This window comes from Pseudomonas sp. PGPPP1, from assembly GCF_002255865.1.
GTDB lineage: Bacteria > Pseudomonadota > Gammaproteobacteria > Pseudomonadales > Pseudomonadaceae > Aquipseudomonas > Aquipseudomonas cremoris.
In genome coordinates this window covers 18,525-44,849 of the sequence record NZ_NKIG01000040.1, presented here as the reverse complement: position 1 = coordinate 44,849, position 26,325 = coordinate 18,525, and the positions used below count along the sequence as shown (strand labels likewise).

22 protein-coding genes are annotated in these 26,325 nt (G+C 60.7%); 8 read left to right on the top strand and 14 right to left on the bottom strand.

Annotated features, from left to right (window positions below):
* Positions 1–55 precede the first annotated feature (55 nt).
* The 7 genes from cmk to mtnA form a co-directional block, all read right to left on the bottom strand.
* Entirely contained in the window at positions 56–745 is a 690-nt protein-coding gene (cmk, locus tag CFE47_RS28510; protein WP_003172653.1) for a (d)CMP kinase, read from the bottom strand.
* Positions 742–2,952, bottom strand: coding sequence for a bifunctional prephenate dehydrogenase/3-phosphoshikimate 1-carboxyvinyltransferase (locus CFE47_RS28505; RefSeq protein ID WP_242461439.1), 2,211 nt, complete (start codon positions 2,950–2,952; stop codon positions 742–744). Before CFE47_RS28505 ends, cmk begins: the two co-directional genes overlap by 4 nt.
* Positions 2,953–2,980: 28 nt before the next feature.
* Complete coding sequence (hisC, locus tag CFE47_RS28500) at positions 2,981–4,093, bottom strand: histidinol-phosphate transaminase (protein ID WP_032888914.1); 1,113 nt, start codon at positions 4,091–4,093, stop codon at positions 2,981–2,983.
* Between the two features lie 9 nt (positions 4,094–4,102).
* Positions 4,103–5,197 (bottom strand): prephenate dehydratase, encoded by a 1,095-nt coding sequence (pheA, locus tag CFE47_RS28495; protein WP_003172650.1) that lies wholly within the window; start codon positions 5,195–5,197, stop codon positions 4,103–4,105.
* Positions 5,197–6,282 (bottom strand): 3-phosphoserine/phosphohydroxythreonine transaminase, encoded by a 1,086-nt coding sequence (gene serC, locus CFE47_RS28490; protein ID WP_286842144.1) that lies wholly within the window; start codon positions 6,280–6,282, stop codon positions 5,197–5,199. The genes pheA and serC overlap by 1 nt, the downstream gene beginning before the upstream one ends.
* Positions 6,283–6,394: 112 nt before the next feature.
* Positions 6,395–9,049, bottom strand: a complete 2,655-nt coding sequence (gene gyrA / locus CFE47_RS28485) for a DNA gyrase subunit A (RefSeq protein WP_185708719.1) — start codon at positions 9,047–9,049, stop codon at positions 6,395–6,397.
* A gap of 423 nt (positions 9,050–9,472) precedes the next feature.
* Positions 9,473–10,543: an S-methyl-5-thioribose-1-phosphate isomerase gene (mtnA, locus tag CFE47_RS28480; protein ID WP_286842141.1), complete on the bottom strand. Its 1,071-nt coding sequence runs from the start codon at positions 10,541–10,543 to the stop codon at positions 9,473–9,475.
* A 108-nt stretch (positions 10,544–10,651) separates the two neighbouring features.
* Here mtnA and CFE47_RS28475 point away from each other — a divergent pair, with 108 nt between their 5' ends.
* The 4 genes from CFE47_RS28475 (at position 10,652) to CFE47_RS28460 (ending at position 14,340) form a co-directional block, all read left to right on the top strand.
* Positions 10,652–11,983 carry a TRZ/ATZ family hydrolase gene (locus CFE47_RS28475; RefSeq protein WP_286842139.1) on the top strand — a complete coding sequence of 444 codons (1,332 nt, stop codon included), beginning with the start codon at positions 10,652–10,654 and terminating at the stop codon, positions 11,981–11,983.
* Between the two features lie 64 nt (positions 11,984–12,047).
* Entirely contained in the window at positions 12,048–12,746 is a 699-nt protein-coding gene (gene ubiG / locus CFE47_RS28470) for a bifunctional 2-polyprenyl-6-hydroxyphenol methylase/3-demethylubiquinol 3-O-methyltransferase UbiG (protein ID WP_003189760.1), read from the top strand.
* A 4-nt stretch (positions 12,747–12,750) separates the two neighbouring features.
* Complete coding sequence (gene mupP, locus CFE47_RS28465; protein WP_185708716.1) at positions 12,751–13,422, top strand: N-acetylmuramic acid 6-phosphate phosphatase MupP; 672 nt, start codon at positions 12,751–12,753, stop codon at positions 13,420–13,422.
* A 177-nt stretch (positions 13,423–13,599) separates the two neighbouring features.
* Positions 13,600–14,340, top strand: a complete 741-nt coding sequence (locus CFE47_RS28460) for a YciK family oxidoreductase (RefSeq protein WP_110623284.1) — start codon at positions 13,600–13,602, stop codon at positions 14,338–14,340.
* Between the two features lie 131 nt (positions 14,341–14,471).
* Here the strand turns inward: CFE47_RS28460 and CFE47_RS28455 are convergent, their stop codons facing one another.
* From CFE47_RS28455 to CFE47_RS28430, 6 genes are read right to left on the bottom strand one after another with little or no spacing between them, the layout of a single operon-like run.
* Positions 14,472–15,986 (bottom strand): ABC transporter substrate-binding protein, encoded by a 1,515-nt coding sequence (locus CFE47_RS28455; protein ID WP_286842134.1) that lies wholly within the window; start codon positions 15,984–15,986, stop codon positions 14,472–14,474.
* Complete coding sequence (locus CFE47_RS28450; protein WP_286842132.1) at positions 15,968–16,987, bottom strand: ABC transporter ATP-binding protein; 1,020 nt, start codon at positions 16,985–16,987, stop codon at positions 15,968–15,970. Before CFE47_RS28450 ends, CFE47_RS28455 begins: the two co-directional genes overlap by 19 nt.
* Positions 16,984–17,940: an ABC transporter ATP-binding protein gene (locus tag CFE47_RS28445; protein WP_286842130.1), complete on the bottom strand. Its 957-nt coding sequence runs from the start codon at positions 17,938–17,940 to the stop codon at positions 16,984–16,986. Before CFE47_RS28445 ends, CFE47_RS28450 begins: the two co-directional genes overlap by 4 nt.
* Positions 17,937–18,794, bottom strand: coding sequence for an ABC transporter permease (locus CFE47_RS28440; RefSeq protein WP_286842129.1), 858 nt, complete (start codon positions 18,792–18,794; stop codon positions 17,937–17,939). Before CFE47_RS28440 ends, CFE47_RS28445 begins: the two co-directional genes overlap by 4 nt.
* The gene (locus tag CFE47_RS28435) at positions 18,791–19,738 is read right to left on the bottom strand and encodes an ABC transporter permease (protein ID WP_286842127.1); all 948 of its coding nucleotides are present in this window, start codon (positions 19,736–19,738) and stop codon (positions 18,791–18,793) included. The genes CFE47_RS28440 and CFE47_RS28435 overlap by 4 nt, the downstream gene beginning before the upstream one ends.
* A 3-nt stretch (positions 19,739–19,741) precedes the next feature.
* Positions 19,742–20,629, bottom strand: coding sequence for a proline iminopeptidase-family hydrolase (locus CFE47_RS28430; protein ID WP_286842125.1), 888 nt, complete (start codon positions 20,627–20,629; stop codon positions 19,742–19,744).
* A gap of 182 nt (positions 20,630–20,811) precedes the next feature.
* Between CFE47_RS28430 and CFE47_RS28425 the strand changes: the two genes are divergently transcribed.
* Together CFE47_RS28425 and CFE47_RS28420 are read left to right on the top strand one after the other, a co-directional pair.
* Positions 20,812–21,576, top strand: a complete 765-nt coding sequence (locus tag CFE47_RS28425; RefSeq protein WP_286842123.1) for a LuxR family transcriptional regulator — start codon at positions 20,812–20,814, stop codon at positions 21,574–21,576.
* Between the two features lie 93 nt (positions 21,577–21,669).
* Positions 21,670–22,602, top strand: a complete 933-nt coding sequence (locus tag CFE47_RS28420; protein WP_286842121.1) for a proline iminopeptidase-family hydrolase — start codon at positions 21,670–21,672, stop codon at positions 22,600–22,602.
* 91 nt (positions 22,603–22,693) lie between these two features.
* Here CFE47_RS28420 and CFE47_RS28415 read toward each other — a convergent pair whose 3' ends face one another.
* Positions 22,694–24,196, bottom strand: a complete 1,503-nt coding sequence (locus tag CFE47_RS28415; RefSeq protein WP_286842119.1) for a nucleobase:cation symporter-2 family protein — start codon at positions 24,194–24,196, stop codon at positions 22,694–22,696.
* A gap of 173 nt (positions 24,197–24,369) precedes the next feature.
* Between CFE47_RS28415 and CFE47_RS28410 the strand changes: the two genes are divergently transcribed.
* Positions 24,370–25,317 carry a LysR family transcriptional regulator gene (locus CFE47_RS28410; protein WP_286842117.1) on the top strand — a complete coding sequence of 316 codons (948 nt, stop codon included), beginning with the start codon at positions 24,370–24,372 and terminating at the stop codon, positions 25,315–25,317.
* A gap of 143 nt (positions 25,318–25,460) precedes the next feature.
* On the top strand, positions 25,461–26,294 hold the full coding sequence (locus CFE47_RS28405; RefSeq protein ID WP_286842114.1) for a nucleoside-binding protein: 834 nt from the start codon (positions 25,461–25,463) through the stop codon (positions 26,292–26,294).
* Positions 26,295–26,325: the final 31 nt, after the last annotated feature.

The following is a 26,325-nucleotide window of genomic DNA, read 5'->3' as shown; positions in this document are numbered from 1 at the left end:
TTCAGTTAAAAGAAGCCACCGCAGGACTATGACTGGTCCCCTGCGGCCTTCTTGATCACCCGGCGATATCGCGAATGGCGATTTCACTCAAGATGCGTTCCAGCACCTGCTCGATGGACAACTCCGTGGAATCCAACTGTATGGCATCAGCCGCCGGCTTTAGCGGGGCTACTGCACGCTGGGTATCACGCTCATCGCGTGCACGGATCTCATCTAGCAGACTCGACAGACTAACACCATCGACTTTGCCCTTCAACTGCAAGTAGCGGCGGCGAGCTCGTTCCTCGGCGCTGGCCGTCAGGAAAATCTTCAGCGGTGCCTCGGGAAACACTACGGTACCCATGTCGCGACCATCGGCCACAAGGCCCGGCGGCTCCTGAAAAGCCCGCTGACGCTGCAGCAACGCGTCACGCACAGCTGGGAGCGCGGCAACCTGGGATGCCCAGGAACCGACTTGCTCGTTGCGCAAATCATCCGTCACATCATCCCCTTCCAGGATGATGCGCTGGGGATGACCTTCCGTCGCACCGACGAACTGCACATCTAGGTGCGCCGCCAGCAGCTTCAGGGACTCTTCATTGGTCAGGTCTACGCCATGGTTGCGTGCGGCAAACGCCAGCAACCGGTACAGCGCGCCGGAATCCAGCAGACACCAACCCAGGCGCTTGGCCAGGATGCCGGCGATGGTGCCTTTGCCCGAGCCGCTTGGCCCGTCGATGGTAATCACCGGTGCTTTGATATTCACAATTGAGCCTCTTGGGCAACACGGATGCCGACTTGGGCACACAGTGTAAGAAAATTCGGAAAGGACGTAGCAACATTGGCGCAGTCGCGGATACGGATCGGCGCAGTCGCCCGCAGGGACGCTACGCTGAACGCCATGGCAATCCGGTGATCACCATGGGCATGGACTTCACCACCGCCCATCAGGCCACCGTCAATGATAATCCCATCAGGGGTAGCTTCACACTTCACGCCTAGCGTGAGCAGACCGTCGGCCATCACCTGGATACGGTCGGACTCCTTCACGCGCAACTCCTGAGCCCCACGCAAAACGGTCCGACCTTCAGCGCAGGCCGCCGCAATAAACAACACCGGAAACTCATCAATGGCCAACGGCACGAGCGCTTCTGGGATCTCGATCCCCTTCAGAACGGCAGCACGCACACGCAGGTCTGCGACAGGTTCTCCACCGACTTCGCGCTGGTGCTCCAGACTGATATCTGCCCCCATCAGCCGCAGGATATCAATCACCCCGGTACGGGTAGGGTTGATGCCGACATGTTCCAGCAATAACTCGGAACCCTCGGCAATCGACGCAGCCACCATAAAAAACGCCGCCGAGGAAATATCCCCCGGCACCTCAATACGGGTAGCAGTCAGCGTATGACCCGACTCAACCGCTGCGGTAGCACCCTGCACCCTCACGGGATAGCCAAAACCTCGCAACATGCGCTCGGTATGATCGCGCGTAGGTGCTGGCTCGGTCACTGCGGTCTTGCCTTTGGCGTATAGCCCGGCCAGCAACAAACAGGATTTGACCTGGGCGCTGGCCATCGGCAACACATAGTCCAAACCTTTGAGCGACTGCCCACCACGAATGGTCAGCGGTGGACGTCCTTGCGGCCCGGTTTCGATCACTGCGCCCATCTCCCGCAGCGGCTTGGCCACGCGGCTCATTGGGCGCTTGGACAACGACGCATCGCCAGTCAACACGCTGTCAAAGCTTTGCGCTGCCAGCAAGCCGGACAACAGCCGCATGGACGTGCCCGAGTTCCCCAGGTAAATCGGCCCCGGCGCCGGCTTCAAGCCATTCAAGCCCACGCCATGAATGGTCACGCGCCCATGGTGCGGACCTTCAATGACCACTCCCATGTCACGAAACGCCTGCAAGGTCGCCAGAGCATCTTCGCCCTCAAGGAAGCCTTCGACCTCGGTCACGCCGTCGGCCAATGAGCCCAACATGATTGACCGATGAGAAATCGACTTATCGCCCGGCACACGGATGCGCCCGCTCAGGCGGCCACCCGGGTTGGCGACAAAGGTCAACTCGTCGGCGTTCACAGCGGTTTCCACATAGGCCCGGCGCGCCAGGATCTTGCTGAAATGCTCACGCGCCACCCGCGCACGGGTGAACACGCCCAACAATTGATGACCATCACCCGCATCCACTGCATCGCGCAGGGCGTCGAGATCACTGCGGAAAGTGTCCAGAGTACGCAACACCGCTTCGCGATTGGCGAGAAAGATGTCGTGCCACATCACCGGGTCGCTGCCGGCAATTCGCGTGAAATCGCGGAAACCACCGGCTGCGTAGCGGAAAATATCCAAGTTCTCATTGCGCTTGGCCAAAGAGTCCACCAGACCAAATGCCAGCAAATGCGGTAAATGACTGGTTGCCGCTAGCACTTCGTCATGGCGCTCGACTTGCATATGCTCGACGTCCGCCCCCAACTCACGCCACAGACGATCCACCACCGCCAACGCAGCGGGATCGGTTTGCTCCGACGGCGTCAGGATCACTTTATGCCGACGGAACAACTGCGCATTGGACGCCTCCACCCCGCTCTGCTCGGAACCTGCAATCGGGTGGCCCGGTACGAAGCGCGCGGGCATCCCGCCAAATGCAAGTTGCGCCGCGCGCACCACATTGCCTTTGGCACTGCCGACATCCGTGAGAATCGCCTGCCCCAAGTCCATACCCGCCAACAACGCCAGCAACTTCTCCATGGCCAGGATCGGTACCGCTAGCTGGATCACATCCGCGCCATGACACGCGAGCGCCAAGTCCGCTTCACAGCGGTCCACCACGCCCAGCTCAACCGCTAGCTTGCGCGATTGAGGGTCCAGGTCGACGCCGACCACTTCACCGCATAGCCCACTTTCACGCAGGCCTTTGGCGAAGGAGCCGCCGATCAACCCCAGGCCGACCACCACCAGGCGACCGATCATAGGCACAGCAGGTTGCAATGCAGTGACATCAACCACGAGCCAGAACCTTGGCCAGCGCTTCCAGGAAGCGGCTGTTTTCAGCCGGCAAGCCGATGGTGATGCGCAGGTGGTTGGGCATGCCGTAGTTAGCCACCGGACGCACGATCACACCTTCGCGCAACAGACCCTGGAAAACAGGCGCGGCCACTTGGCCGAGGTCGACGCAAATAAAGTTGCCCTTGGACGGAATCCAGCCCAGGCCCAACTCACGCAAGCCTTCCTGCAACTGCAGCATGCCGTTTTCGTTGATGCGCCGACCTTCTTCCAGGTACTCGGCATCCTTCACCGCCGCACAAGCCGCCGCCAAGGCGAGGCTGTTGACGTTGAACGGTTGGCGTACTCGGTTCAGCACGTCAGCTACCACCGCCGTGGACAGACCATAGCCAACCCGCAGCGAAGCAAGGCCGTAAGCCTTGGAGAAAGTGCGCGACACCAGCAGGTTCGGATACGCCGCCAGGAAATCCAGGCCGTCCGGCAGGTCGCTGCCTTCTGCGTATTCGATGTAGGCCTCGTCCAGCACGACCAGCACGTGCTCGGGCACATCCTGCAGGAATTCGTTGAGCGCCTGCTCATCGAACCAGGTACCCGTCGGGTTATTCGGATTGGCGATGAACACGACGCGGGTCTGGGCGTCGATTGCTGCCAGCATCGCTGGCAAGTCATGCCCCCAATCCTTGGCAGGAATCACGCGCGCATCAGCACCGACGGCTTGAGTGACAATCGGGTAAACCGCGAACGCATGTTCACTGAACACCGCATTCAGGCCTGGCGCCAAGTAAGCGCGACCGACCAGCTCAAGGATGTCATTGGAGCCGTTACCCAGGGTCACTTGGTTCAGATCGACCCGGCACTTTTCCGCCAACAACGACTTCAGGGCGAAGCCGTTGCCATCCGGGTAACGGGTCAGCTCGGCCAGTTCCTCACGAATCGCCGCCAGCACTTTGGGGCTAGGGCCCAGCGGGTTCTCGTTGCTCGCCAGCTTGACGATCTTCGACGGATCCAGGTTCAACTCACGCGCCAGCTCGTCCACAGGCTTGCCCGGAACGTAAGGCGACAGTTGTTGCACGCCCGGCTGAGCCAGGGCGAGGAAGTTGCCACTCATGTTAACGCCTCACAAAACCGCTTTCGGGTAAGAGCCCAGCACCTTGAGCGCCACGGCCTCTTGACTGATTTTCTCCAGCACACCTTTGACCAGCGGGTCGCGGTGATGGCCGATGAAATCGATAAAGAACACGTACGTCCATTTACCGCTGCGCGAAGGACGAGTCTCGATGCGCGTCAGGTCAATCCCGTTGTCGTGAAACGGCACCAGCAGTTCATGCAGCGCGCCAGGCTTGTTGCTCATCGAGACGATGATCGAAGTCTTGTCGTCGCCGGTCGGCGGCACTTCCTGGCTGCCGATCATCAGGAAGCGCGTGGAGTTGTCCGGACGGTCCTCGATTTTTTCGGCTAGACGCGTCAAGCCATAAAGACCTGCGGCCATATCACCGGCAATCGCCGCCGAGTTCCACTCACCTTTGACACGCTTGGCCGCTTCGGCGTTGCTGGATACCGCCACGCGCTCGACATTCGGGTAGTGGGCATCCAGCCACTTTCGGCACTGGGCCAGGGACTGGGCGTGGGAATAGATGCGGCTGATGCTGTCGGTCTTGGTGTTCTCGCCCACCAGCAGGTGATGGTGGATACGCAGCTCGACTTCGCCGCAGATCACCATGTCGTGCTCAAGGAAGCTGTCCAGGGTGTGGTTGACCGCGCCTTCAGTGGAGTTTTCCACTGGCACCACGCCAAAATTCACCGCACCGGCCGCCACTTCACGGAACACTTCGTCGATGGCCGCCATCGGCTTGCTGATCACAGCGTGGCCGAAGTGCTTCATGGCCGCCGCCTGGGTAAACGTACCCTCAGGACCGAGATAAGCAACCTTCAGCGGCTGCTCAAGCGCCAGGCACGACGACATGATTTCACGGAACAACCGCGCCATCTCTTCGTTGCCCAGCGGCCCCTTGTTACGCTCCATCACGCGTTTGAGCACCTGAGCTTCACGCTCGGGGCGGTAGAACACCGGCACTTCGCCTTCAGCGAGGGACGCCATCTTCACCCGTGCCACTTCCTGGGCGCACCGCGCACGTTCACTGATCAGCTCCAGGACTTTCTCATCCAGGCTGTCAATGCGTACACGCAGGGCCTTGAGCTCTTGTTCAGACATTAGCCGTGTTCCTTTTCGAACTCTGCCATGTAGGCAACCAGCGCATTGATCGCGTGGATGTCGACAGCGTTATAGATGGAGGCGCGCATGCCACCCACCGAACGGTGGCCCTTGAGGTTCAACAGGCCGCGCGCGTCGGCACCGGCCAGGAATGGTTTGTCCAGACGGTCGTCAGCCAGGCGGAACGGCACGTTCATCCACGAGCGGTCGCTTGGATTGATGGGGTTGCTATACAGGCCGCTGGCGTCAATGAAGTCGTACAGGGTGCGCTTCTTCTCTTCGTTGAGCTTGCCCATGGCGGCGACACCGCCCTGCTCTTTCAGCCACTCGAATACCAGGCCGGACAGGTACCAGGAGAACGCCGGCGGGGTGTTGTACATCGATCCGTTGTCGGCTGCGACCTTGTAGTTGAGCATGGTCGGGCACAGCGAACGGGCGCGGCCCAGCAGGTCTTCACGAACGATGTTAACCAGGATGCCACTTGGACCGATGTTCTTCTGCGCGCCGGCATAGATCATGCCGTACTTGGACACATCGATAGGCCGCGAGAGGATGTCCGAGGACATGTCGCACACCAGCGGAACGTCGCCGACTTCCGGCACCCAGTCGAACTCCAGGCCGCCAATGGTTTCGTTCGCGACGTAGTGCACGTAGGCCGCATCCTTCGACAGCTTCCATTCGTTCTGACCTGGGATGGCGAAGTAGTCGTAGGGCTTGGCGGTGCCGGCAACGTTGACGTGACCGTAGCGCGAGGCCTCTTCAATAGCCTTCTGCCCCCAGATACCGGTGTCGATGTAGTCGGCAGTGCCGTCTTCCGGCAGCAGGTTCAGCGGGATCTGGGCGAACTGCTGGCTCGCGCCACCCTGCAGGAACAGCACTTTGTAATTGGATGGAATGTCCAGCAAGTCGCGCAGATCCTGCTCGGCCTTGTTGGCAATGGACACGAACTCATCGCTGCGATGGCTCATTTCCATCACGGAGAGGCCTTTTCCATGCCAGTCGAGGAGTTCACCCTGCGCACGCTGCAGGACTGCTTCAGGAAGCGCCGCGGGACCGGCACAGAAGTTATAGGCTCTCTTGCTCACATCCAATCTCACTCTAGATCTGGTGGGGTGGTGCAATAAACAGGTATTTCAATACTTTCAGAAGGGACAAACAACAAGGGGGCGAATCTTCATCCGCCCCCTGTGTGTCCGCTTATTCCTGCGGTTCTTCTTCGTCTGCGGCAGCGTCGAGGGTTGGCTCGTCGACGTTGTCATCGCCTGCTGCGATCACCTCGCCTTCAAACGCTTCACCTTCGAGTTCCTCGCCTTCGACTTCCGATGGTTCCTGGACGCGCTCCAGGCCTACCAACGTCTCGTCGCTGGCCAGCTTGATCAAGGTCACGCCCTGGGTGTTACGACCCAGGCTCGACACTTCATCCACACGGGTACGTACCAGGGTGCCCTGGTCGGAAATCAGCATGATCTCCTCGCCATCGAGCACCTGGACCGCGCCGACCAGACGGCCGTTGCGGTCGTTGCTGACCATGGCAATAACGCCTTGGCCGCCACGCTTGTACTCCGGGAACTCGCTGATAGCGGTACGTTTGCCGTAACCACGCGCCGAAGCGGTGAGGATCTGGCTGCCTTCTTCCGGGATCAGCATCGAAATCAGCTTCTGCCCTTCTGGCAGACGCATGCCGCGCACACCGCGGGCGGTACGGCCCATGGCGCGAACGTCGGATTCCTTGAAGCGCGTTACCTTGCCGCCGTCGGAGAACAGCATGACTTCACGCTCGCCATCGGTAATGGCGGCCGAGATCAGCACGTCGCCTTCGTCCAGTTCCAGGGCGATCAGGCCCACGCTGCGCTGACGGCTGAAGGATTCCAGCGGGGTCTTCTTCACGGTGCCTTTGGCGGTGGCCATGAAGATGAAGTGACCTTCGGTGTATTCCTCGACCGGCAGCATGGTGGTGATGTATTCATCACTGTCCAGCGGCAGCAGGTTGACCAACGGACGACCACGGGCAGCACGGGAGGCTTCCGGGATTTCGTATGTCTTGAGCCAGTACACCTTGCCCTTGCTGGAGAACAGCAGCAGCGTGGTGTGGCTGTTGGCGACCAGCAGGTGAGCGATGTAGTCCTCATCCTTCACGCCGGTAGCCGATTTACCCTTACCACCACGACGCTGGGCCTGGTACGCAGCCAGCGGCTGGGTCTTGGCATAGCCACCGTGAGAGATGGTTACCACACGCTCTTCTTCCGGGATCATGTCACCCAGGGTCAGGTCGAGGCGCGCATCGAGGATCTCGGTGCGACGCACATCGCCGTATTCGGCGCGGATCACTTCCAGTTCTTCGCGGATCACTTCCATCAGGCGCACGGCGCTGCTGAGGATGCGGATCAACTCGCCGATCTGGTTGAGGATCTCCTGGTACTCGGCCAGCAGCTTCTCGTGCTCCAGGCCGGTCAGGCGATGCAGGCGCAGTTCCAGAATGGCCTGGGCCTGTTCCGGCGACAGGAAATACTTGCCTTCACGCAAGCCGTATTGCGGGTCCAGGGTCTCTGGACGGCACGAGTCGGCACCGGCACGTTCAACCATGGCCACCACGGCGCTGGATTCCCAAGGCGTGCTGATCAGCGCTTCCTTGGCTTCCGACGGCGTTGGCGAGGCTTTGATCAGGGCGATGACCGGGTCGATGTTCGACAGCGCAACGGCCTGACCTTCCAGGATGTGGCCGCGCTCGCGAGCTTTGCGCAGCTCGAACACAGTACGACGGGTCACTACTTCGCGGCGGTGACGCACGAAGGCTTCCAGCAGATCCTTGAGGTTCAGGATGCGCGGACGACCGTCGATCAGTGCAACCACGTTGATACCAAACACGCTTTGCAGCTGGGTCTGGGCATAGAGGTTGTTGAGGATCACCTCAGGCACTTCGCCACGACGCAACTCGATCACCACGCGCATACCGTCTTTGTCGGACTCGTCGCGCAGTTCGGTGATGCCTTCCAGCTTCTTCTCTTTAACCAGCTCGGCGATCTTCTCGATCAGACGCGCCTTGTTCAGCTGGTACGGGAGTTCGGTGATAACGATTTGCTGGCGACCACCGACCTTGTCGATGTCTTCGATCATCGAGCGGGCGCGCATGTAAATACGGCCGCGACCGGTGCGGTAGGCTTCGATGATGCCGGCACGGCCGTTGATGATTGCGGCGGTCGGGAAGTCCGGGCCGGGAATGTATTGCATCAGCTCATCGACGGTCAGCTCAGGGTTGTCGATGAGGGCCAGGCAACCGTCGATGACTTCACCGAGGTTGTGCGGCGGGATGTTGGTGGCCATGCCCACGGCGATACCGCTGGAGCCGTTGACCAGCAGGTTGGGAATCTTGGTGGGCATGACAGCCGGGATCATTTCGGTGCCGTCGTAGTTCGGCACCCAGTCCACGGTTTCTTTATGCAGGTCGGCCAGCAGCTCGTGCGCCAGCTTGGTCATGCGCACTTCGGTGTATCGCATGGCCGCGGCGTTGTCGCCGTCGACCGAACCGAAGTTGCCCTGGCCGTCTACCAGCAGGTAGCGCAGGGAAAACGGCTGGGCCATCCGAACGATGGTGTCGTACACCGCAGTGTCGCCGTGAGGGTGATACTTACCGATCACGTCACCGACAACACGGGCAGATTTCTTGTACGGCTTGTTCCAGTCGTTACCCAGCTCGCTCATCGCGAACAGCACACGCCGGTGCACGGGCTTCAAGCCATCGCGCGCATCAGGCAGTGCCCGACCGACAATTACGCTCATCGCGTAGTCGAGGTAGGACTGTTTCAGCTCGTCTTCGATATTGACCGGGAGGATTTCTTTGGCCAGTTCGCCCATGAGAAGCCTGATTCCTTTTTCGGGTGAAACCTCGTCACATCCATATGGGACGAACGAAGCTCGCCGCTGCCGGCACGGTGCCTGACAACGACTTACGACAAATCAACGAGTTATGACACGGATCTGCGCGTTTAAGGCCTCCCCTCGGGGCGGCCCTGGAAACCGCCGGATGTTATCACAATCGCCGCCACGCACCTATCCCCCTGATGCGCATGGAGCATAGTTAGTTGACGGGTGACAGGCTTGAGGGGGACGAGAGAGGCTTAGAGCAGCACTGGTGCTATTTTTAAACAGTCGATCCGAGAGGTTTGTTGACTTTTATGGCCAATCGCGGGCAAGCCCGCTCCCACATTTTGAACGGTGAACGTATTCAGCGTGGGAGCTGGCTTGCCTGCGATAGCAATTCCACAGCCGCCACCAGCCTCAATGCAACCGCTTACGGCACATCAACTTGGCCAATTTGGCCGTATCGGGCCGCTCGACAATGCCCTTCTCGGTCACTATCACGTCAATCAAGTCCGCCGGCGTGACGTCGAATACAGGGTTGAATGCCTCCACGCCCAACCGCTGCCCCACTATTTCCAGCAACTCACCCGACTCCCGCTCCTCCAGCGCAACGTCATCGCCGCTCGCCATCATCAAGTCGATGGTCGAACTCGGCGCCACCACCATGAAGCGCACGCCGTGGTGCATGGCGCACACGGCCAGTTGATAGGTGCCAATCTTGCTGATCACATCGCCATTGGCGGTAATGCAGTCGGCACCGACAATCACCCAGGTCACGCCCTTGGTCTTGAGGATATGCGCGCCGGCCGAGTCAGCATTCACCTTCACCGGGATCCCCTCGCCCGCCAGTTCCCAGGCAGTCAGCCGCGAACCTTGCAGCCAAGGGCGGGTTTCATTGGCGTAGACCTGCTCGACCATGCCCTCCAGGTAAGCAGCCCGGATCACTCCAAGGGCCGTGCCGACGCCGCCAGTGGCCAAAGCGCCAGCATTGCCATGGGTGAGGATCGCCTGGGCATTGCCCTGGTGCTTGCGGATCAGCTCGACACCCAGCTGGGCCATGGTGATATTGGCTTCGCGATCACTTTCGTGGATCGCAATCGCCTCGGCTTCCAGCACCGCCAGCGGATCGGCGTGCTTCTTGACGCGGTCCAGGCGGTCGCGCATGCGCTTGAGTGCCCAGAACAGATTCGCTGCGGTAGGACGGGTATCCGCCAGGAGTGCGTAGTCTTCTTCCCACGACGCCTGCCAGTCACCCCCCTCGGCCATTCGCTGGCGAGCGGCGAGCACCAGGCCATAGGCGGCGCTGATCCCGATGGCCGGTGCGCCGCGCACTATCATCGAACGGATAGCCGCAGCCACCTCATCAACCGTAGAGCAGGCGATCCAGCTTTCCCGAGACGGTAAGGCACGTTGATCGAGCAAGTGCAGCGCGCCATCGCGCCAATCGATGGCCTTCACCTTCTCCGCAGCCAACAGTCGATCGCGCATTCCTTACTCCGCACTCAGAAACAAAGCCGCCGATTATAGCGATCCGCCAGCCAGGACGCTCGGGTATACTTCGCCCTTCTTTTATAGCTGCCTGGGAAGAAGCCTTCGATGACCGCCACTGCCGCCCCGCTCGACCTGTTGCTATTGCCGACCTGGCTGGTACCCGTCGAACCTGCTGGCGTGGTACTCAAGGAACACGGCCTGGGCATCCGCGACGGGCGCATTGCCTTTATCGGTCCGCGGGCCGCAGCGCTGAAGCTTTCAGCCACCGAAACACGCGAGTTGCCGGGCATGCTGCTCAGCCCTGGCCTAATCAACGCCCACGGGCATGCGGCGATGAGCCTGTTTCGCGGCCTGGCCGATGACCTGCCACTGATGACCTGGCTGGAAAAGCATATCTGGCCCGCCGAAGCCAAATGGGTCGATGAAGCGTTCGTACGCGACGGCACCAACCTGGCCATCGCCGAGCAACTCAAGGGCGGCATCACTTGCTTTTCCGACATGTACTTCTACCCCAAGGTCGCCAGCGACTGCGTGCACAACAGTGGCATGCGCGCGCAGATCGCGATTCCCATCCTCGACTTCCCGATCCCCGGTGCCAGCACCGCCGATGAGGCGATCCGCCAAGGTGTCGAGCTGTTTGGCGACCTCAAGCACCACCCGCGCATCAAGATCACCTTCGGCCCTCATGCGCCGTACACCGTGTGCGACGACAACCTGGAAAAGATCCGGGTGATCGCCGAGGAACTGGACGCCGCAATCCACATGCACGTTCATGAAACCGCCTTTGAAGTGCAGCAAGCTGTCGAGCAGACCGGCGAACGGCCACTCGCCCGCCTGGGTCGCCTCGGGCTGCTGGGCCCGCGCTTCCAGGCCGTTCATATGACCCAAATCAGCGAGGACGACCTGGCTTTGCTGGTAGAAAGCAACACCAGCATCATCCATTGCCCGGAATCGAACCTGAAACTGGCCAGCGGCTTTTGCCCGGTGGAGCGTCTGTGGCAGGCTGGCGTCAATGTGGCCATCGGTACCGATGGCGCCGCCAGCAACAACGACCTGGACCTGCTGGGCGAAACCCGCACGGCGGCGATGCTGGCCAAGGCTGTCGCCGGTTCGGCCACTGCCCTGGATGCCCACCGCGCGCTGCGCATGGCTACGCTCAATGGTGCGCGGGCCATGGGCCTGGAAGGCGAGATCGGTTCGCTGGAAGTGGGCAAGGCCGCGGACATCGTCGCCTTCGACTTGTCCGGGCTGGCGCAACAACCGATCTACGATCCGGTCTCACAGCTTATATATGCCACCGGACGTGATTGCGTGAAACACCTTTGGGTCGCCGGCAAGCAATTGCTCGACGACCGGCAACTGACCCGCATGGATGAACAACAGTTGACCGCCACGGCCATAGCCTGGGGCCAACGCATCAGCGGGCACCACGAATAACGTCAGTCTTGAACCTACGGATTCAGGACCGAAAACCCGATTTATCAGATTTAGAGGATTCACCATGAGCAACGTCGACCACGCCGAAATCGCTAAATTCGAAGCCCTGGCTCACCGCTGGTGGGACCGCGAGAGCGAATTCAAGCCCCTGCACGACATCAACCCGCTGCGGGTCAACTGGATTGACGAGCGCGTCAATCTGGCTGGCAAGAAGGTATTGGACGTGGGTTGCGGCGGCGGCATCCTCAGTGAGGCAATGGCCCAGCGCGGCGCCACCGTGATGGGCATCGACATGGGCGAAGCGCCTCTGGCCGTGGCCCAACTGCACCAGTTGGAGTCCGGTGTGAGCGTGGAATACCGCCAGATCACCGCCGAAGCCCTGGCCGAAGAAATGCCCGAGCAGTTCGACGTGGTGACCTGCCTCGAGATGCTGGAACACGTGCCCGACCCGTCCTCGGTGATTCGTGCCTGCTTCCGCATGGTCAAGCCAGGTGGCCAGGTATTCTTCTCCACCATCAACCGCAACCCCAAGGCCTACCTGTTCGCGATCATCGGCGCCGAATACATCATGAAGCTGCTGCCGCGCGGCACCCACGACTTCAAGAAATTCATCCGTCCGTCCGAATTGGGCGCGTGGAGCCGCCAGGCCGGCCTGACCGTCAAGGACATCATCGGCCTGACCTACAACCCGCTGACCAAGCACTACAAGCTGGCCAACGACGTTGACGTCAACTATATGATCCAGACCCTGCGCGAGGAGTGAGCCTGTGAAGTTGCGAGCGGTTCTCTTCGATATGGACGGTACCCTGCTGGACACCGCGCCGGACTTTATCGCCATCTGCCAGGCCATGCGTGCTGACCGTGGCCTGGAGCCGATCAACGACCAGCACATCCGCGATGAGATCTCCGGCGGTGCGCGGGCGATGGTCGCGGTGACCTTTTCGATGGACCCTGAATCTCCAGGCTTTGAGGAGTTGCGCCTGGAATTCTTGGAGCGTTACGTCAAGGGCTGTGCGATCCACAGCAAACTCTTCGATGGCATGGCCGAACTGCTGGAAGACATCGAGAAGGCCAACCTGATCTGGGGCGTGGTCACCAACAAACCGCTGCGTTTTGCCGAACCGATCATGCAGCAGTTGGGCCTGGCCGAGCGCTCGGCGCTGTTGATCTGCCCGGACCACGTGAAAAACAGCAAGCCGGACCCGGAGCCGATGATCCTGGCGTGCAAGATGCTCGACCTGGACCCGGCCAGCGTATTGTTCGTGGGTGATGACCTGCGCGACATCGAGTCCGGCCGCGACGCCGGGACCCGCACTGCTGCGGTCACCTACGGCTATATCCACCCGGACGACAACCCGCGTCATTGGGGCGCCGATGTGGTGGTGGACCACCCGCTGGAGCTGCGCAAGGTGCTGGATAACGCGCTGTGCAGTTGCTGATTGCTCATCAAACCTGCAAACACCGAGGTCAATGTGGGAGCTGGCTTGCCTGCGATAGCGCAGTGTCAGCCAGCACACGTGCCAGCTTAGAGACCGCCATCGCAGGCAAGCCAGCTCCCACAGGAATTGGATTCCACATTGAGAGCTGTATCACTGTGAATTTTGTCGAGGCTATTTATGTTTGATTACTCCGCACGTCCAGAACTGCTCAAAGGCCGGGTGATCCTGGTGACCGGCGCCGGTCGCGGGATTGGCGCAGCAGCGGCGAAAACCTATGCCGCCCATGGTGCCACCGTCTTGCTGCTGGGCAAGACCGAGGCCAACCTGGCCCAGGTCTATGACGAGATCGAAGCCGCAGGCCAGCCGCAACCGGTGGTGATCCCGTTCAACTTGGAGACCGCCCTGCCGCATCAATACGATGAGCTGGCAGCGATGATCGAAAAAGAGTTCGGCCACCTCGACGGCCTGCTGCACAACGCCTCGATCATCGGCCCCCGCACGCCGATCGAGCAGTTGTCCGGTGAGAACTTCATGCGGGTGATGCACGTGAACGTCAACGCGATGTTCATGCTGACCAGCACGCTGCTGCCGCTGCTCAAGTTGTCCCAGGATGCGTCGGTGGTGTTCACCTCCAGCAGCGTGGGTCGCAAGGGTCGTGCGTACTGGGGCGCTTACGGCGTGTCGAAATTCGCCACCGAAGGCCTGATGCAAACCCTGGCCGATGAGCTCGACACCGTCGCGCCGGTACGCGCCAACAGCATCAACCCCGGCGCCACGCGCACCAGCATGCGGGCCCAGGCGTATCCAGGGGAAAACCCGACGGATAACCCGACGCCGGAAGAGATCATGCCGGTGTACCTGTACCTGATGGGGCCGGACAGTACCGGCATCAATGGGCAGGCGTTCGACGCGCAGTAATACCTCACACACCAAACCAAATGTGGGAGCTGGCTTGCCTGCGATGCAAACACCTCGGTGACTCAGTCACTGCGCGGTGATGCTATCGCAGGCAAGCCAGCTCCCACATTGGTTTGCGGTGTGGTGAGGGTTTAGTTTTTCACCACTTCCTCAAGGGTGAAGCGGCCCAACGGGTTCTGCAGGAAATTGCTGATGTTGCTGCGTGAGATGTTGATATACGGGCTGTAGTACAGGTCAATCCAGTTCACATCCTGCTTCGCCAGCTTCTGCAGCTCGACATACATCTGCTCACGCTTGACCGGGTCGGCCTCGATCCGCGCTTGCGCCACCAACTCCTTGACCTTGTCGTTCTTGTAGCGGGTCATGTAGTTCTGGTTGGTGTCGTGGCCCAGCACGAAAGTGGTCTTCTGGTCCGGGTCGAGGATGTCGTTGGTCCAGTACATCACCGAAATATCGTAGTCACCGTCCACCAGCATCTGCCAGCTTTGGGTGGGGTCGACCTTTTGCAGGTTGGCGGTCACGCCGACCTTGGCCAACTGGTCCTTGATGATCACCGCGATCTGCTCGTCGGCTTCGTTACCGGCGTTGACCACGTAGTTCAGCTTCAAGTCCTTGGCACCGGCGGCAGCCAGCAGTTTCTTGGCTTCGGCTGGGTCGTACGGGCGTTGCAGGTTGTTGGCGTAGTGGTACAGCGAGCCCTTTGGAATGTAGGAATAGGCCACAGTGCCCTGACCGAACGTGGCGGTCTTCACCAGCGATTGTTTATCGATGGCCATGTCCAGCGCCTGACGCACTTCCGGCTTGGCCAGCAAGCCGTGCTCGTGGTTGATCAGCAGGTGATCTTCACGGGTGGACGGGTCGGAATGCACCACCACATTCTTGTCTTTCTTCAGCTCTTCAACCCGTGAAAACGGCACGAAGATCGCCGTGTCCAGCTCGTTGTTCTGCACCATGCGCATGCGGGTGTTGTCGTCGGTCACCGAGACCCACTCCACGCCGTCCAGGCTGACGTTCTTGGCTTGCCAGAAGTTCGGGTTCTTTTTCAGGATCACCCGATCGCCCTTGCGCCACTCGTCCACGGTAAACGCGCCGGAGGTCACCGGGTTTTCCGAGTAGGCCTCTTCACCCATTTTGGTCATGGCTTTTTCCGACAGGATCGACACCGTCGGCGAAGCCAGTTGGGAAAGGAAAGCTACAGCCGGAGTCTTCAGCGTGACCACCAGGGTTTTCGGATCAGCCGCCTTGGCCGTGTTGATCAGGTTGAAGGGGTCAGCCCATAGCGACGCCTTGTTGTCGCGGATACGCAGCAGGCTAAACGCCGCGTCATCTGCGGTGATCGCCGAACCGTCCGAGAATTTCGCGTCACGCAGCTTGAAGGTGTAGGTCAGGCCGTTCTCTGAAATCTCCCAGCTTTCTGCCAGCCCCGGCTCCATCTTGGTGCCCAGGTTATCCACGCGGACCAGGGTGTCGTAGACGTTGGCGAATACCCAGGTGTCGCGGTTTTGCGCGCTTTTGATCGGGTCGAACGTGGTGCTGTCTTCACGGCAACCGATGGTCAATACGCCGGCGGCTTGCGCCAACCCGGCAGTGAGGGACCAAGCGGTCAACGTGGCGGCTGCAAGCAGCTTCAAGTGGCGCGATTGCATGTCATAACTCCTTGTTTATGGACGGCAGAAAGGGTCAATGGTTGTTCAAGCACGCAACTGTACCGATGCTCGTGCAGGAAATGAGTAGGCGGCAACACCACGGAACACATGACTTGCGCGTGCCGACAGCGCGGGTGAAAGGCACACCCTGTAGGCAAATTCAGTGGGCTGGGTGGCTCACCCGGCAAGGGTTCCGAAGGCAACGGTCGATGAGGGTCGATCTCCGGAATCGCCTCAATCAACGCCGCCGTATAGGGATGACGCGGCGCGGTAAACACCGCTTCCACCGGCCCTTCCTCGACGATCTTGCCCAGGTACATCACTGCCACGCGGTCGCACAGGCGGCGCACGATCGCCAGGTCATGGGCGATAAACAGAATCGCCAGGTTCATGCGCTGTTGCAGCTCCAACAGCAGGTTGATGATCTGGCCCTGAATCGACACATCCAGCGCCGCCACGCACTCGTCGGCGATGATCAGGCGCGGTTCCACCGCCAGCGCACGGGCGATGCCGACGCGCTGGCACTGGCCGCCGCTGAGGGAGCCGGGTTTGCGGCTGGCAAGTTCGGGGCGCAGGCCGACCAGGTCGAGCAGTTCATTGACCCGAGCCGGAATCCGGTCCGCTGGGACCTTGCGTTGCACCCGCAACACTTCGGCAATGGTTTCGCCGATGGTATGGCGCGGGTTCAAGGCTGCGTAAGGGTCCTGGAAGATCATCGCGGTTTCATGACGCAAACGCGCAATGTCGACGGCACTGCCGTGGGCCATATCGATGCCGTCGAACAACACCTGGCCGCCACTGATCGGGTTGAGGTGCAAAATTGCCCGACCCAAAGTGCTCTTGCCGCTGCCGGACTCGCCTACCAATCCAAGGGTTTCACCCGCCGCCAGGTTCAGCGACACACCGTTCACCGCCCTCACCCACTGCTTTTTCAACCCGAACAACCCGGTGCCGGACGCGGCAAACTTCACCTCCAGGTCCTTGATCTGCAACAGGCTCATGGGTGCGCTCCCAAGGGGTAGTGACAGGCGACCCGCGCCCCTTCCGGCAAGCGCTCGGTGCACAAGGCGCCGACCTGCGGGCAGCGCGGATTGAAGCGACAACCGGCGGGCAATGAGTCCAGCAGCGGCGGCTGGCCAGGGATGGTGCGCAGCAAGGCGTGACCGCTGCTGCGCGCCGGTTGGCAGCCGATCAGGCCAGCGGTGTAGGGGTGTTGCGGACGGGCCAGCAGGTCGTACTTGCTGCCGTGTTCGCACAGGCGTCCGGCATACATCACCGCGATGGAATCACAGGTTTGCGCCACCACGCCAAGGTCGTGGGTGATCATGATGATCGACAAACCGCGCGTGTCTCGCAGGTCCAGCAGCAGGCGCAGGATTTGCGCCTGCACGGTGACGTCGAGGGCGGTGGTTGGCTCGTCGGCAATCAATACTTTGGGGTTGCAGCCCAAGGCCACGGCGATCATTGCGCGCTGGCGCATGCCACCGGAAAACTCGTGGGGGTAGTTGTCGACACGCGCCTGGGGATCGGGAATGCCCACTTGGCGCAACACGTCGATGGCCTGCAGGCGCGCGTCCTTTTTCGAGGCGCCTTGATGCAGGCGGATACCCTCGGCGATCTGCTCGCCGATGCGCATCAGCGGGTCCAGATGGCTGCTGGGATTCTGGAAAATCATGCCCAGTTGCCCGCCCCGCACGGCGCGCATCCCGGCATCATCCAGTTGCAACAGATCCTGGCCGGCCAAGCGCACTGCACCGCCCTGCACCCGCAGGCTGGGCGATGGCAGCAAGCGCATCAGGCCGCGACAGGCCATGGTCTTGCCCGAACCACTCTCGCCCACCAAGCCGAGGATCTCGCCTTCGGCCACGTCAAACGACACGCGGTCCACCAAGGTGACGTCGCGCCCAGGGTGAGTGGCGATTACGCTCAGGTCTTGCACCTGCAACAGGCTCATGAGCGATCCCCCAATACTTGCGCCACGCCGTCCGCCAGCAAGCTAAAGCCCATGGCCAGGGTCACAATGGCCAGCCCCGGAAACGTGCAGATCCACCAGGCGGTGGTGATGAAGGCCTGACCTTCGGCGACCATGGTGCCCCACTCGGCGGTGGGCGGCTGCACGCCCAGGCCCAGGTAACTCACGGCGGCGCCATTGAGCAGTACCAGCACGGCGTCGGACATGGAAAACACGATCGAGCCGAACATCGCATTCGGCAGCAAATGCCGGAACAGAATGCGCCCGTGGCCAAAGCCCAAACTTTTGGCCGCCAAGGCAAAGTCGCTTTCCTTCAGCACCAGGATCTGCGAGCGGATCAGCCGCGCATACGACACCCAACCCACCAGCGCCATGGCGATGTAAAAACTCTTCAGGCCCGGACCGAGAATGGCCATGATCGCCAGCATCAACACCAGGAACGGGAACGCCAGGATCACATCGATGACACGCATGCAGAAACTGTCGAAACGCCCGCCGATGTAGCCGGAGACTGCGCCGATAAAGGTGCCGATCATGAACGGGAAGATCACGCCGATGATCGCCAGTTGCAGGTCGATGCGCGCGCCCCAGATCACCCGCGAAAGAATGTCGCGCCCGTAATTATCCGTGCCAAATGGATGGGACAGGCTGGGACCGAGCAAACTGATATCGGTGTTCTGCGCAATCGGGTCATAAGGGGCGATCCACGGCGCGAACAGTGCCAGGGCAAACCACACCAGCAGAATCAACAAGCCCCACGCGGCAGTCAGACGGCCGTTGCGAAAACCGAAACGCAAGCGCAGGCGCCACGGGGCAATCAACGGGCGGCTGGTCATTGCATCTTCACCCGTGGGTCGAGGGCTACCGTGACCACGTCGGCGATAAAGTTGACCACCACCGTGGCACAGGCCAGCACCATGGCCACGCCCTGCACCACCATGTAGTCGCGGGTGAAGATGCCGCGCACCAGCAATTGGCCGATGCCGGGGATGGCGAACAGGCTTTCGATCACCACCGTGCCACTGATCAGCCAGCCGATATTCACCGCCAACAGGTTGACCGCCGGCACGAGGGAGTTGGGCAACACGTGGCGGCGAAACACCGCCGCTTCCGACAGCCCTCGGGCCCGGGCGGCGGTGACGTGGTCGGCCTGCAACTCCATCAACATGCTGGCTCGCAGGTTGCGCACCAATACCGCCGACAGCGCCAGGGCGATTGTCAGGCACGGCAGCACCATATGGTGGGCCTTGTCCACCCAAGTGCGACCGTAACCGGACACCGGAAACAGGCCCCACTGCACGCTCAGCAACAGGATCAGCATCAAGCCCAGCCAGAACGCCGGCATGCCCAGGCCCACGGTAGTGAATACGCGTATCAGGTTGTCTGCCCAACCACCTTTGTTACGCGCGGCCACGGTTGCCAGCGGCACCGCAATCAGCAGCGCCAGCACCACGCTACCAAGCACCAGCACCAGGGTCGGCTCGATGCGGGTAACGATCAGTTTCAGCGCATCGACCTTGTACAGCAGCGATTGGCCGAGATCGCCCTTGAGCAGGTTCTTCAGGAAGTAGAAATATTGCAGCCATAACGGCTGGTCGAGGCCGTACTGGGCGCGGATTTTCAACAAGGCGTCTGGCGTGCTGCGCGAGCCCAGCAGGGCCCGCGCCGGGTCGCCCGGAATCGAACGCACCAGCACAAAGGTAATCAGGCTGATGCCAAACAACACCGGCAGCAATTGCAGCGGCCGGGAGAGTACAAAACGGTAGCGCGCCAGGTTCATCCGTCAGCCTCGATGACGCGCAAGGAAGTCCAGCAGCACCGGGAAATACGCCTGCGGTTCTTCGTAGAACGGCATATGGCTGCTGTTGGGAAATACGTGCAATTCGGCGTGCCTGGCGGCCATCTTCATGCGCATGGCACAAGCCGGGGTGAGTTCGTCGTGCTGGCCGGTGGTGATCAGGATAGGCATCTTGAATTCGGTCATTTCAGGGAGACGGTTCCAGTCCTTGAGATTACCGATATAGAGGAATTCGTTGGGCCCCTGCATGGTTTCGTAGGGGCCCATGTTCCAGTCACCCAGCGAGCGTTTGACCGGCTCGGGCCACTCGTCGAGGCGGCACACGTGGCGGTAATTGAGCAAGGTGATCGCGGCCTGGTACTGCGGGTGGTTTAGGGTGCCCATGGCTTCGTGGCGCTGCATCATGGCCACGGTTTCGCTGCCGAGGGCGCCGCGCAGGCGTTCCAGTTCCTGGGACAGGTGCGGGATGTCGCCGACGGTGTTTTCGAGGATCAGGCTTTTCAGGGCCTCGGGGTAGTGGATGGCGTACTCGATACCCAGCCAGCCGCCCCAGGAATGCCCAAGCAAATGCACGCAGCCCAGGCCCAGGGCTTGGCGCACGGTTTCGACTTCTTCGACATAACGGCGGATTTCCCACAGGGAAACATCGGTCGGTCTGGCTGATGCGCCCGTGCCAAGCTGGTCGAATGCAACCACTCGCAGGTTATGGTCTTTGAGCCAGCCATGGGCGTCGCGCAAGTAGTCACACGGCAAGCCTGGCCCGCCGTTGAGACACAACAGCACCTCATCGCCTTCGCCAAAGCTGTAGACCACGAGGTCATAGCCGTCGACTTGCACGTTGTACTGCTGGTCGGGGGCAATTTCACGCCACATGCATACATTCCTTGTGTTGTGTCGGCCTGGCAGGTAGCGGCCGTTTAGCGGCCAACACTACCGAGGATGCCGCGTGTCCATAACCTAGCAATTCTTATAGGTTTGGCCTGGCTGTCCTTCGCCGGGGCGTGGCATTCTACTTGCAGCAAGTCGAGATTCAAATGAATTCGGGAGCAGAACGGATGCTGGCCAAGCTAACTGCCTTCAATCACCGCTTGATGCCGGGCAGGAGCCTGGATGAGCAGATGGACAACACGTTTATCCTCGCCCAGCAGTTGGGCTTCGATGCACTGGTGTATGACTACACCCCGGTGCCGATTGACCAGGATGGTGCACTCATCACCCCCTCGGTACTGGCGTTGCGCAATACCCCGCCGGGCTGGCACAGCTTGTGGTGCTGCAAAGGGTTCTATCAGATCGATCCGGTGCAGCATTTGGCCCTGAGTACGGTGTCGCCGTTCGTGTGGTCCTACGAAGCCAAGGCCGATACCGCGCTACAAAAGATCATCGATCCCTGCCATGCGCCCGTTTCGTCCTACCTGCACGACCAGCAACTGACCTGCGGCGTGAGCGTGCCAATCCACCTGCCCCGTGGTGGTTTTGCATCGCTGACCGGGCTGCGTACCGGCAAAGCCCAGACCGTACTGCAGGATGCGCAGCAAACCTTGTCGGATTTCAGCCTTATTTCCCATGCCTTGCAGGAAGCGGCCTACCCGCTGTTCAGCAAGGAGCTGCGCACCTACCCGCATATCCACCTGACCAAACGGGAGCGCGAGTGCCTCAAATGGGCCGCCGACGGCCTGACTGCCGCTGAAATCGCCAGCCAGCTGAGCCGTTCACTGGCGGTGGTTACCCTGCACCTGGCCTCGGCGATGCACAAACTGGGGGCCAAGAACCGCGTACAGGCGGTGGTGCGCGCCACCCATTACCGCTTGCTCGAAGATTGACCCGCGCGCAAAACCTAGCTGTTTTGCTAGTTACCTAAATTTCCCGCGACGACTATTGTGTCCCTGATCCTTTTTTTGAGAGCAGGGCACGAAATGGAATTCATCGAAAAAATCCACGAAGGGTATGCGGCGTTTGGCACCTACCAGACCTGGTATCGCGTCACCGGTGACCTGTCCAGTGGCCGTACACCGCTGGTGGTCATTCACGGCGGCCCGGGTTGCACCCACGACTATGTCGACGCGTTCAAGGATGTCGCCGCCAGCGGTCACGCCGTGATCCACTACGACCAACTGGGCAACGGGCGCTCCACCCACCTCCCTGACAAAGACCCATCCTTCTGGACCGTCGGCCTGTTTCTCGAAGAGCTGAACAACCTGCTGCAGCATCTGGAGATCAGCGACAACTACGCGATTCTCGGCCAATCCTGGGGCGGCATGCTCGGCAGCGAACACGCGATCCTGCAGCCCAAGGGCCTGCGCGCGTTTATCCCGGCCAACTCGCCGACGTGCATGCGCACGTGGGTCAGCGAAGCCAACCGCCTGCGCAAATTGTTGCCCGAAGGCGTGCATGAAACCCTGCTCAAGCACGAAGCCACCGGCACCTACCAAGACCCGGAATACCTCGCGGCATCACGGGTGTTCTATGACCATCACGTGTGCCGGGTCAACCCATGGCCGGACGCAGTGGCGCGCACCTTTGCCCAAGTCGACTCCGACCCGACGGTGTACCACGCCATGAGCGGCCCCACCGAATTCCACGTAATCGGCAGCTTGAAAGACTGGAAATCCATCGGCCGCCTGTCGGCAATCAATGTACCGACGCTGGTGATTTCCGGCCGGCACGATGAGGCCACGCCGCTGGTGGTCAAGCCGTTTTTGGATGAGATCGCGGATGTGCGCTGGGCGCTGTTTGAAGACTCCAGCCACATGCCCCATGTCGAAGAACGCCAAGCGTGCATGGGGACCGTGGTGAAGTTTTTGGATGAGGTGTGTGCAATGCCGTACAAAGAACTCAAGGCTGGCTGAATTCAAATGTGGGCGCTGGCTTGCCTGCGATGACGAGGGTGAATTCACCGCAGCTATCGCAGGCAAGCCAGCGCCCACATCAGGTACCGCTTCAGACCTCAGTGGTCTCAGGCTTAGTGGTTTTCCTCGGAGCATCCGCTACCAACGGAATCTCCTTACCCTCGGCATCGAACAACTTACCGCCGCTGAAGTAATCCCCATCGCGCAGTTCCGACACATCCCGGAAGCACAAGCTGCGCTCTGTCCCCGCCACAAACACCGACTGCTGGTCCGAGTTGCCGGCGGTGAAATGGTTGAAGGCCAGGTTCAGCAGGATCGCCATGATCGCCGATGAGCTGATGCCTGAGTGGAAAATGGTCGCGAACCACGTCGGAAAATGATCGTAGAAGTTCGGCGCCGCGATCGGGATCATGCCAAAACCGATGGAGGTGGCGACGATGATCAGGTTCATGTTGTTGCGGTAATCCACCTTCGACAGCGTACGGATACCACTCGCCGCCACGGTACCGAACAGTACAATCCCCGCCCCACCGAGCACCGACGTCGGGACCGCCGCAATCACCCGCCCCATGAACGGCAGCAGTCCGAGGATAACCAGGAACACCCCGCCGGTTGCCACCACAAAACGACTCTTCACCCCGGTAACCGCCACCAGGCCTACGTTCTGGGCGAAGGCGCTCTGGGTAAACGAACCGAAGATCGGTGCGAACATGCTCGACAACATGTCAGCACGCAGACCGTTGCCCAAGCGCTTGGAGTCAACCTTGGTGTCGATGATCTCGCCCACCGCCAGGATGTCTGCCGAGGTCTCGACCAAGGTCACCATCACCACGATGCACATGGAAATGATCGCGGCCACATGGAAGGTTGGCATGCCGAAATGGAATGGCGCTGGGAAACCGAACATTGGCCCCTGGGTCACGCCGGAGAAGTCGGCCATGCCCAGGAACACCGCAATCACGGTGCCGATTACCATCGCCAGCAGGATCGACAGGCGCGAGATGGTTGCACTGCCGATCTTGCTCAGCAGCAACACCAACACCAGGGTCAGCGCTGCCAAGCCAATATTCGGCATGCTGCCGAAATCTGCCGCGCGGCTATTGCCGCCCATGGCCCAGCGCGCCGCAACGGGCATCAGGGTCAGGCCGATGGTGGTGATCACGATCCCGGTCACCAAGGGTGGGAAAAACTTCGTGATCCGCGAGAACACTGGCGTGATCAGCAGTCCGATCAACGACGCGGCCATCACCGCCCCAAGAATCACCGGCACCCCGCCGGCACCGTCGCCGCCGACAATCGCCACCATGGTTGCCACGCCGGCAAACGACACACCCTGCACCAGCGGCAACTGACAACCAAAGAACGGCAAGCCAAGGGTTTGCAACAGCGTGGCCAGGCCACCGGCAAACAACGACGCGGCGATCAACAGGCCGATATCCGCCGGTGACAAGCCGGCGGCCTGGCCAATGATCAGGGGCACGGCAACGATGCCGCCGTACATGGTGAGCACATGCTGCAGGCCGTAAGCCATGTTGGCGGCGACGCCCAGATTTTCATCTTCGGGCCGCTGCGGTGACGCCTTCGGGATAGTCATGGTGAGGGGATCTCTGTTTTTGTTGTGCATTCACTGTATGCAAAGGAAACAAGAGATGTCCATAGAGTTGTATACAATCAATTCCACAATAAGCCGTTTACAGCCGTTACAAAAATCCATTCAGCCGCCCTGCCCTGTGGCTTGAAGCCGTGCGCAAAAGGACCTGAAAAAAAATGCTCAACCGCAAGCTGCGTATTCACGCCCCGGCGATCTACTACTTCGACATGGTCCGGCGCTGTCACTCGATCCGCGAGGCCGCACGCCGCCTGAACGTGGCGTCATCCGCCGTGAACCGGCAGATCCTCAAGCTGGAAGACGAGATGGGCGCCGCCTTGTTCGAGCGTCTACCCGGCGGGCTGCGCGTGACTGCCGCGGGCGAAATCCTCACTCGCCACGTGACGCTGCTGTTGCAGGATGTGGAGCGCGTGCGCGGCGAGCTGGATGGATTGCACGGTGTGCAGACCGGCCACGTGGAGATCGCTACGGTGGAAGGCGCCGCCGTCGAGTTGCTACCGGCCGCGCTCAGGCGCATGCGCGAGCGCTACCCGAAGGTGACGATTGGCGTGACGGTGCAAGGCTCGCAGTCGATTCCCGGTTCGGTGATCAATGGCCAGGCAGACTTGGGGCTGGCGTTTGCCCTCGCCCGCAGCAGCGAAATCACTCAGTTGTGCGTCGGGCATTTCCGCCTGGGTGCGCTGATGACACCGGACCATCCGTTGGCCGCTGAAACCCGCGTCAGCTACGGGCAGTGCTGCGAGCATGGGGTGATTCAGGCGAAGAGCGAGTTGTCGGTGCATCACCTGATCGCGCCTTTGCACAAGCGCGCGGCGGCAAACAAACCCTTGCTGCAGAGTAATTCCATGGAGTTGGCCCGGCAGTTGGCACGCCAGCAATTGGGCATCGCCTTTCAGACCCGTATCGGCATCGAAGCCGACCTGGCGCGCGGCGAACTGCTGCACATTCCCTTGAGTGACCAGGGCGGCATCTTCAGCGACCTCGGTGTGTATGCCCGCAAAGACCGCGACCTGCCGGTGGCAGTGCAAGCCTTGACCCACTTGCTGGGCGAGGAAATTGCCCTGCGCGAGCGTGAAGAAACTGCCTGGGCGCCCCGTATTTCCTGACTTTCACGACAACTGCGCTGCTGCCGTTTCGGCATCACCCCAGGCGAGATTCTGTTCTTTGGCGCACACCACCCTTGTGCTGATACTGCGCCCGGCGGCCCCTGCAAGGCCGCCATGAGCCAAACGCCAAAGGAATTAAAACAATGAAAAAGGCACTGCACGGCGCAACTGTATTACTCACACTCCTCGGCGGCGGGGAGGCTGTCGCGGTGGAATGGATGAACAACAGCGTAGGATTTCGCTACGGCCAACACTTCACCAATCCGAATAACCCCGACGATTTCAGCAAGCGCATCTACAGCTTCACCCACGCCAGCGGCTACCAGTACGGCAGCAATTACCTGAACCTCGATGTCTTCCTCTCCGACAGCAGCGACCCGCGCAAGGGCACCGACCATGGTGGCAGCGAGGTGTATGCGGTGTACCGGCACCAGTTGTACGCGTCGCGCGTGTTCGATGTGCCGCTGGGTACCGGCATGATCAAGGATTACGCGCTGACCCTGGGCTTCGACGCCAACCGCAACAACAACTTTGCCTCAGCCAAAAAGCGCGCACTGGTGATCGGCCCGACCTTGAAGTTCAACACTGTCGGCGTGCTGGACCTGAGCCTGATGTATTACAAGGAAAAGAACCACACCGGTATCCCTGGCGCGCAGGAGTCGAACCACACGTTCGACGCGACCTACATGCTCAACCTGACGTGGATGCGCCCGTTCGAGATCGCCAATCACGGAGCGAAATTCCAGGGCTTCGTTAATTACGTCGGGGAAAAAGGTGAGGACTACCACGGCCGTGACACCGCGCCGGAAGCGCTGATGCGCACGGCACTGATGGTGGCCGTGCGACCCGGTAAAAGCGTGAAGCCGAACCTGTACCTCGGGGTGGGTTACGAGTACTGGCATAACAAGTTCGGCGTGGACGGCGGCCGCGGTAGCCGCACGTCGACGCCGACGGTGAATATGGAAATTACCTTTTAAGCCATGGCGCTTTGCAACTGAAGAAACCGAA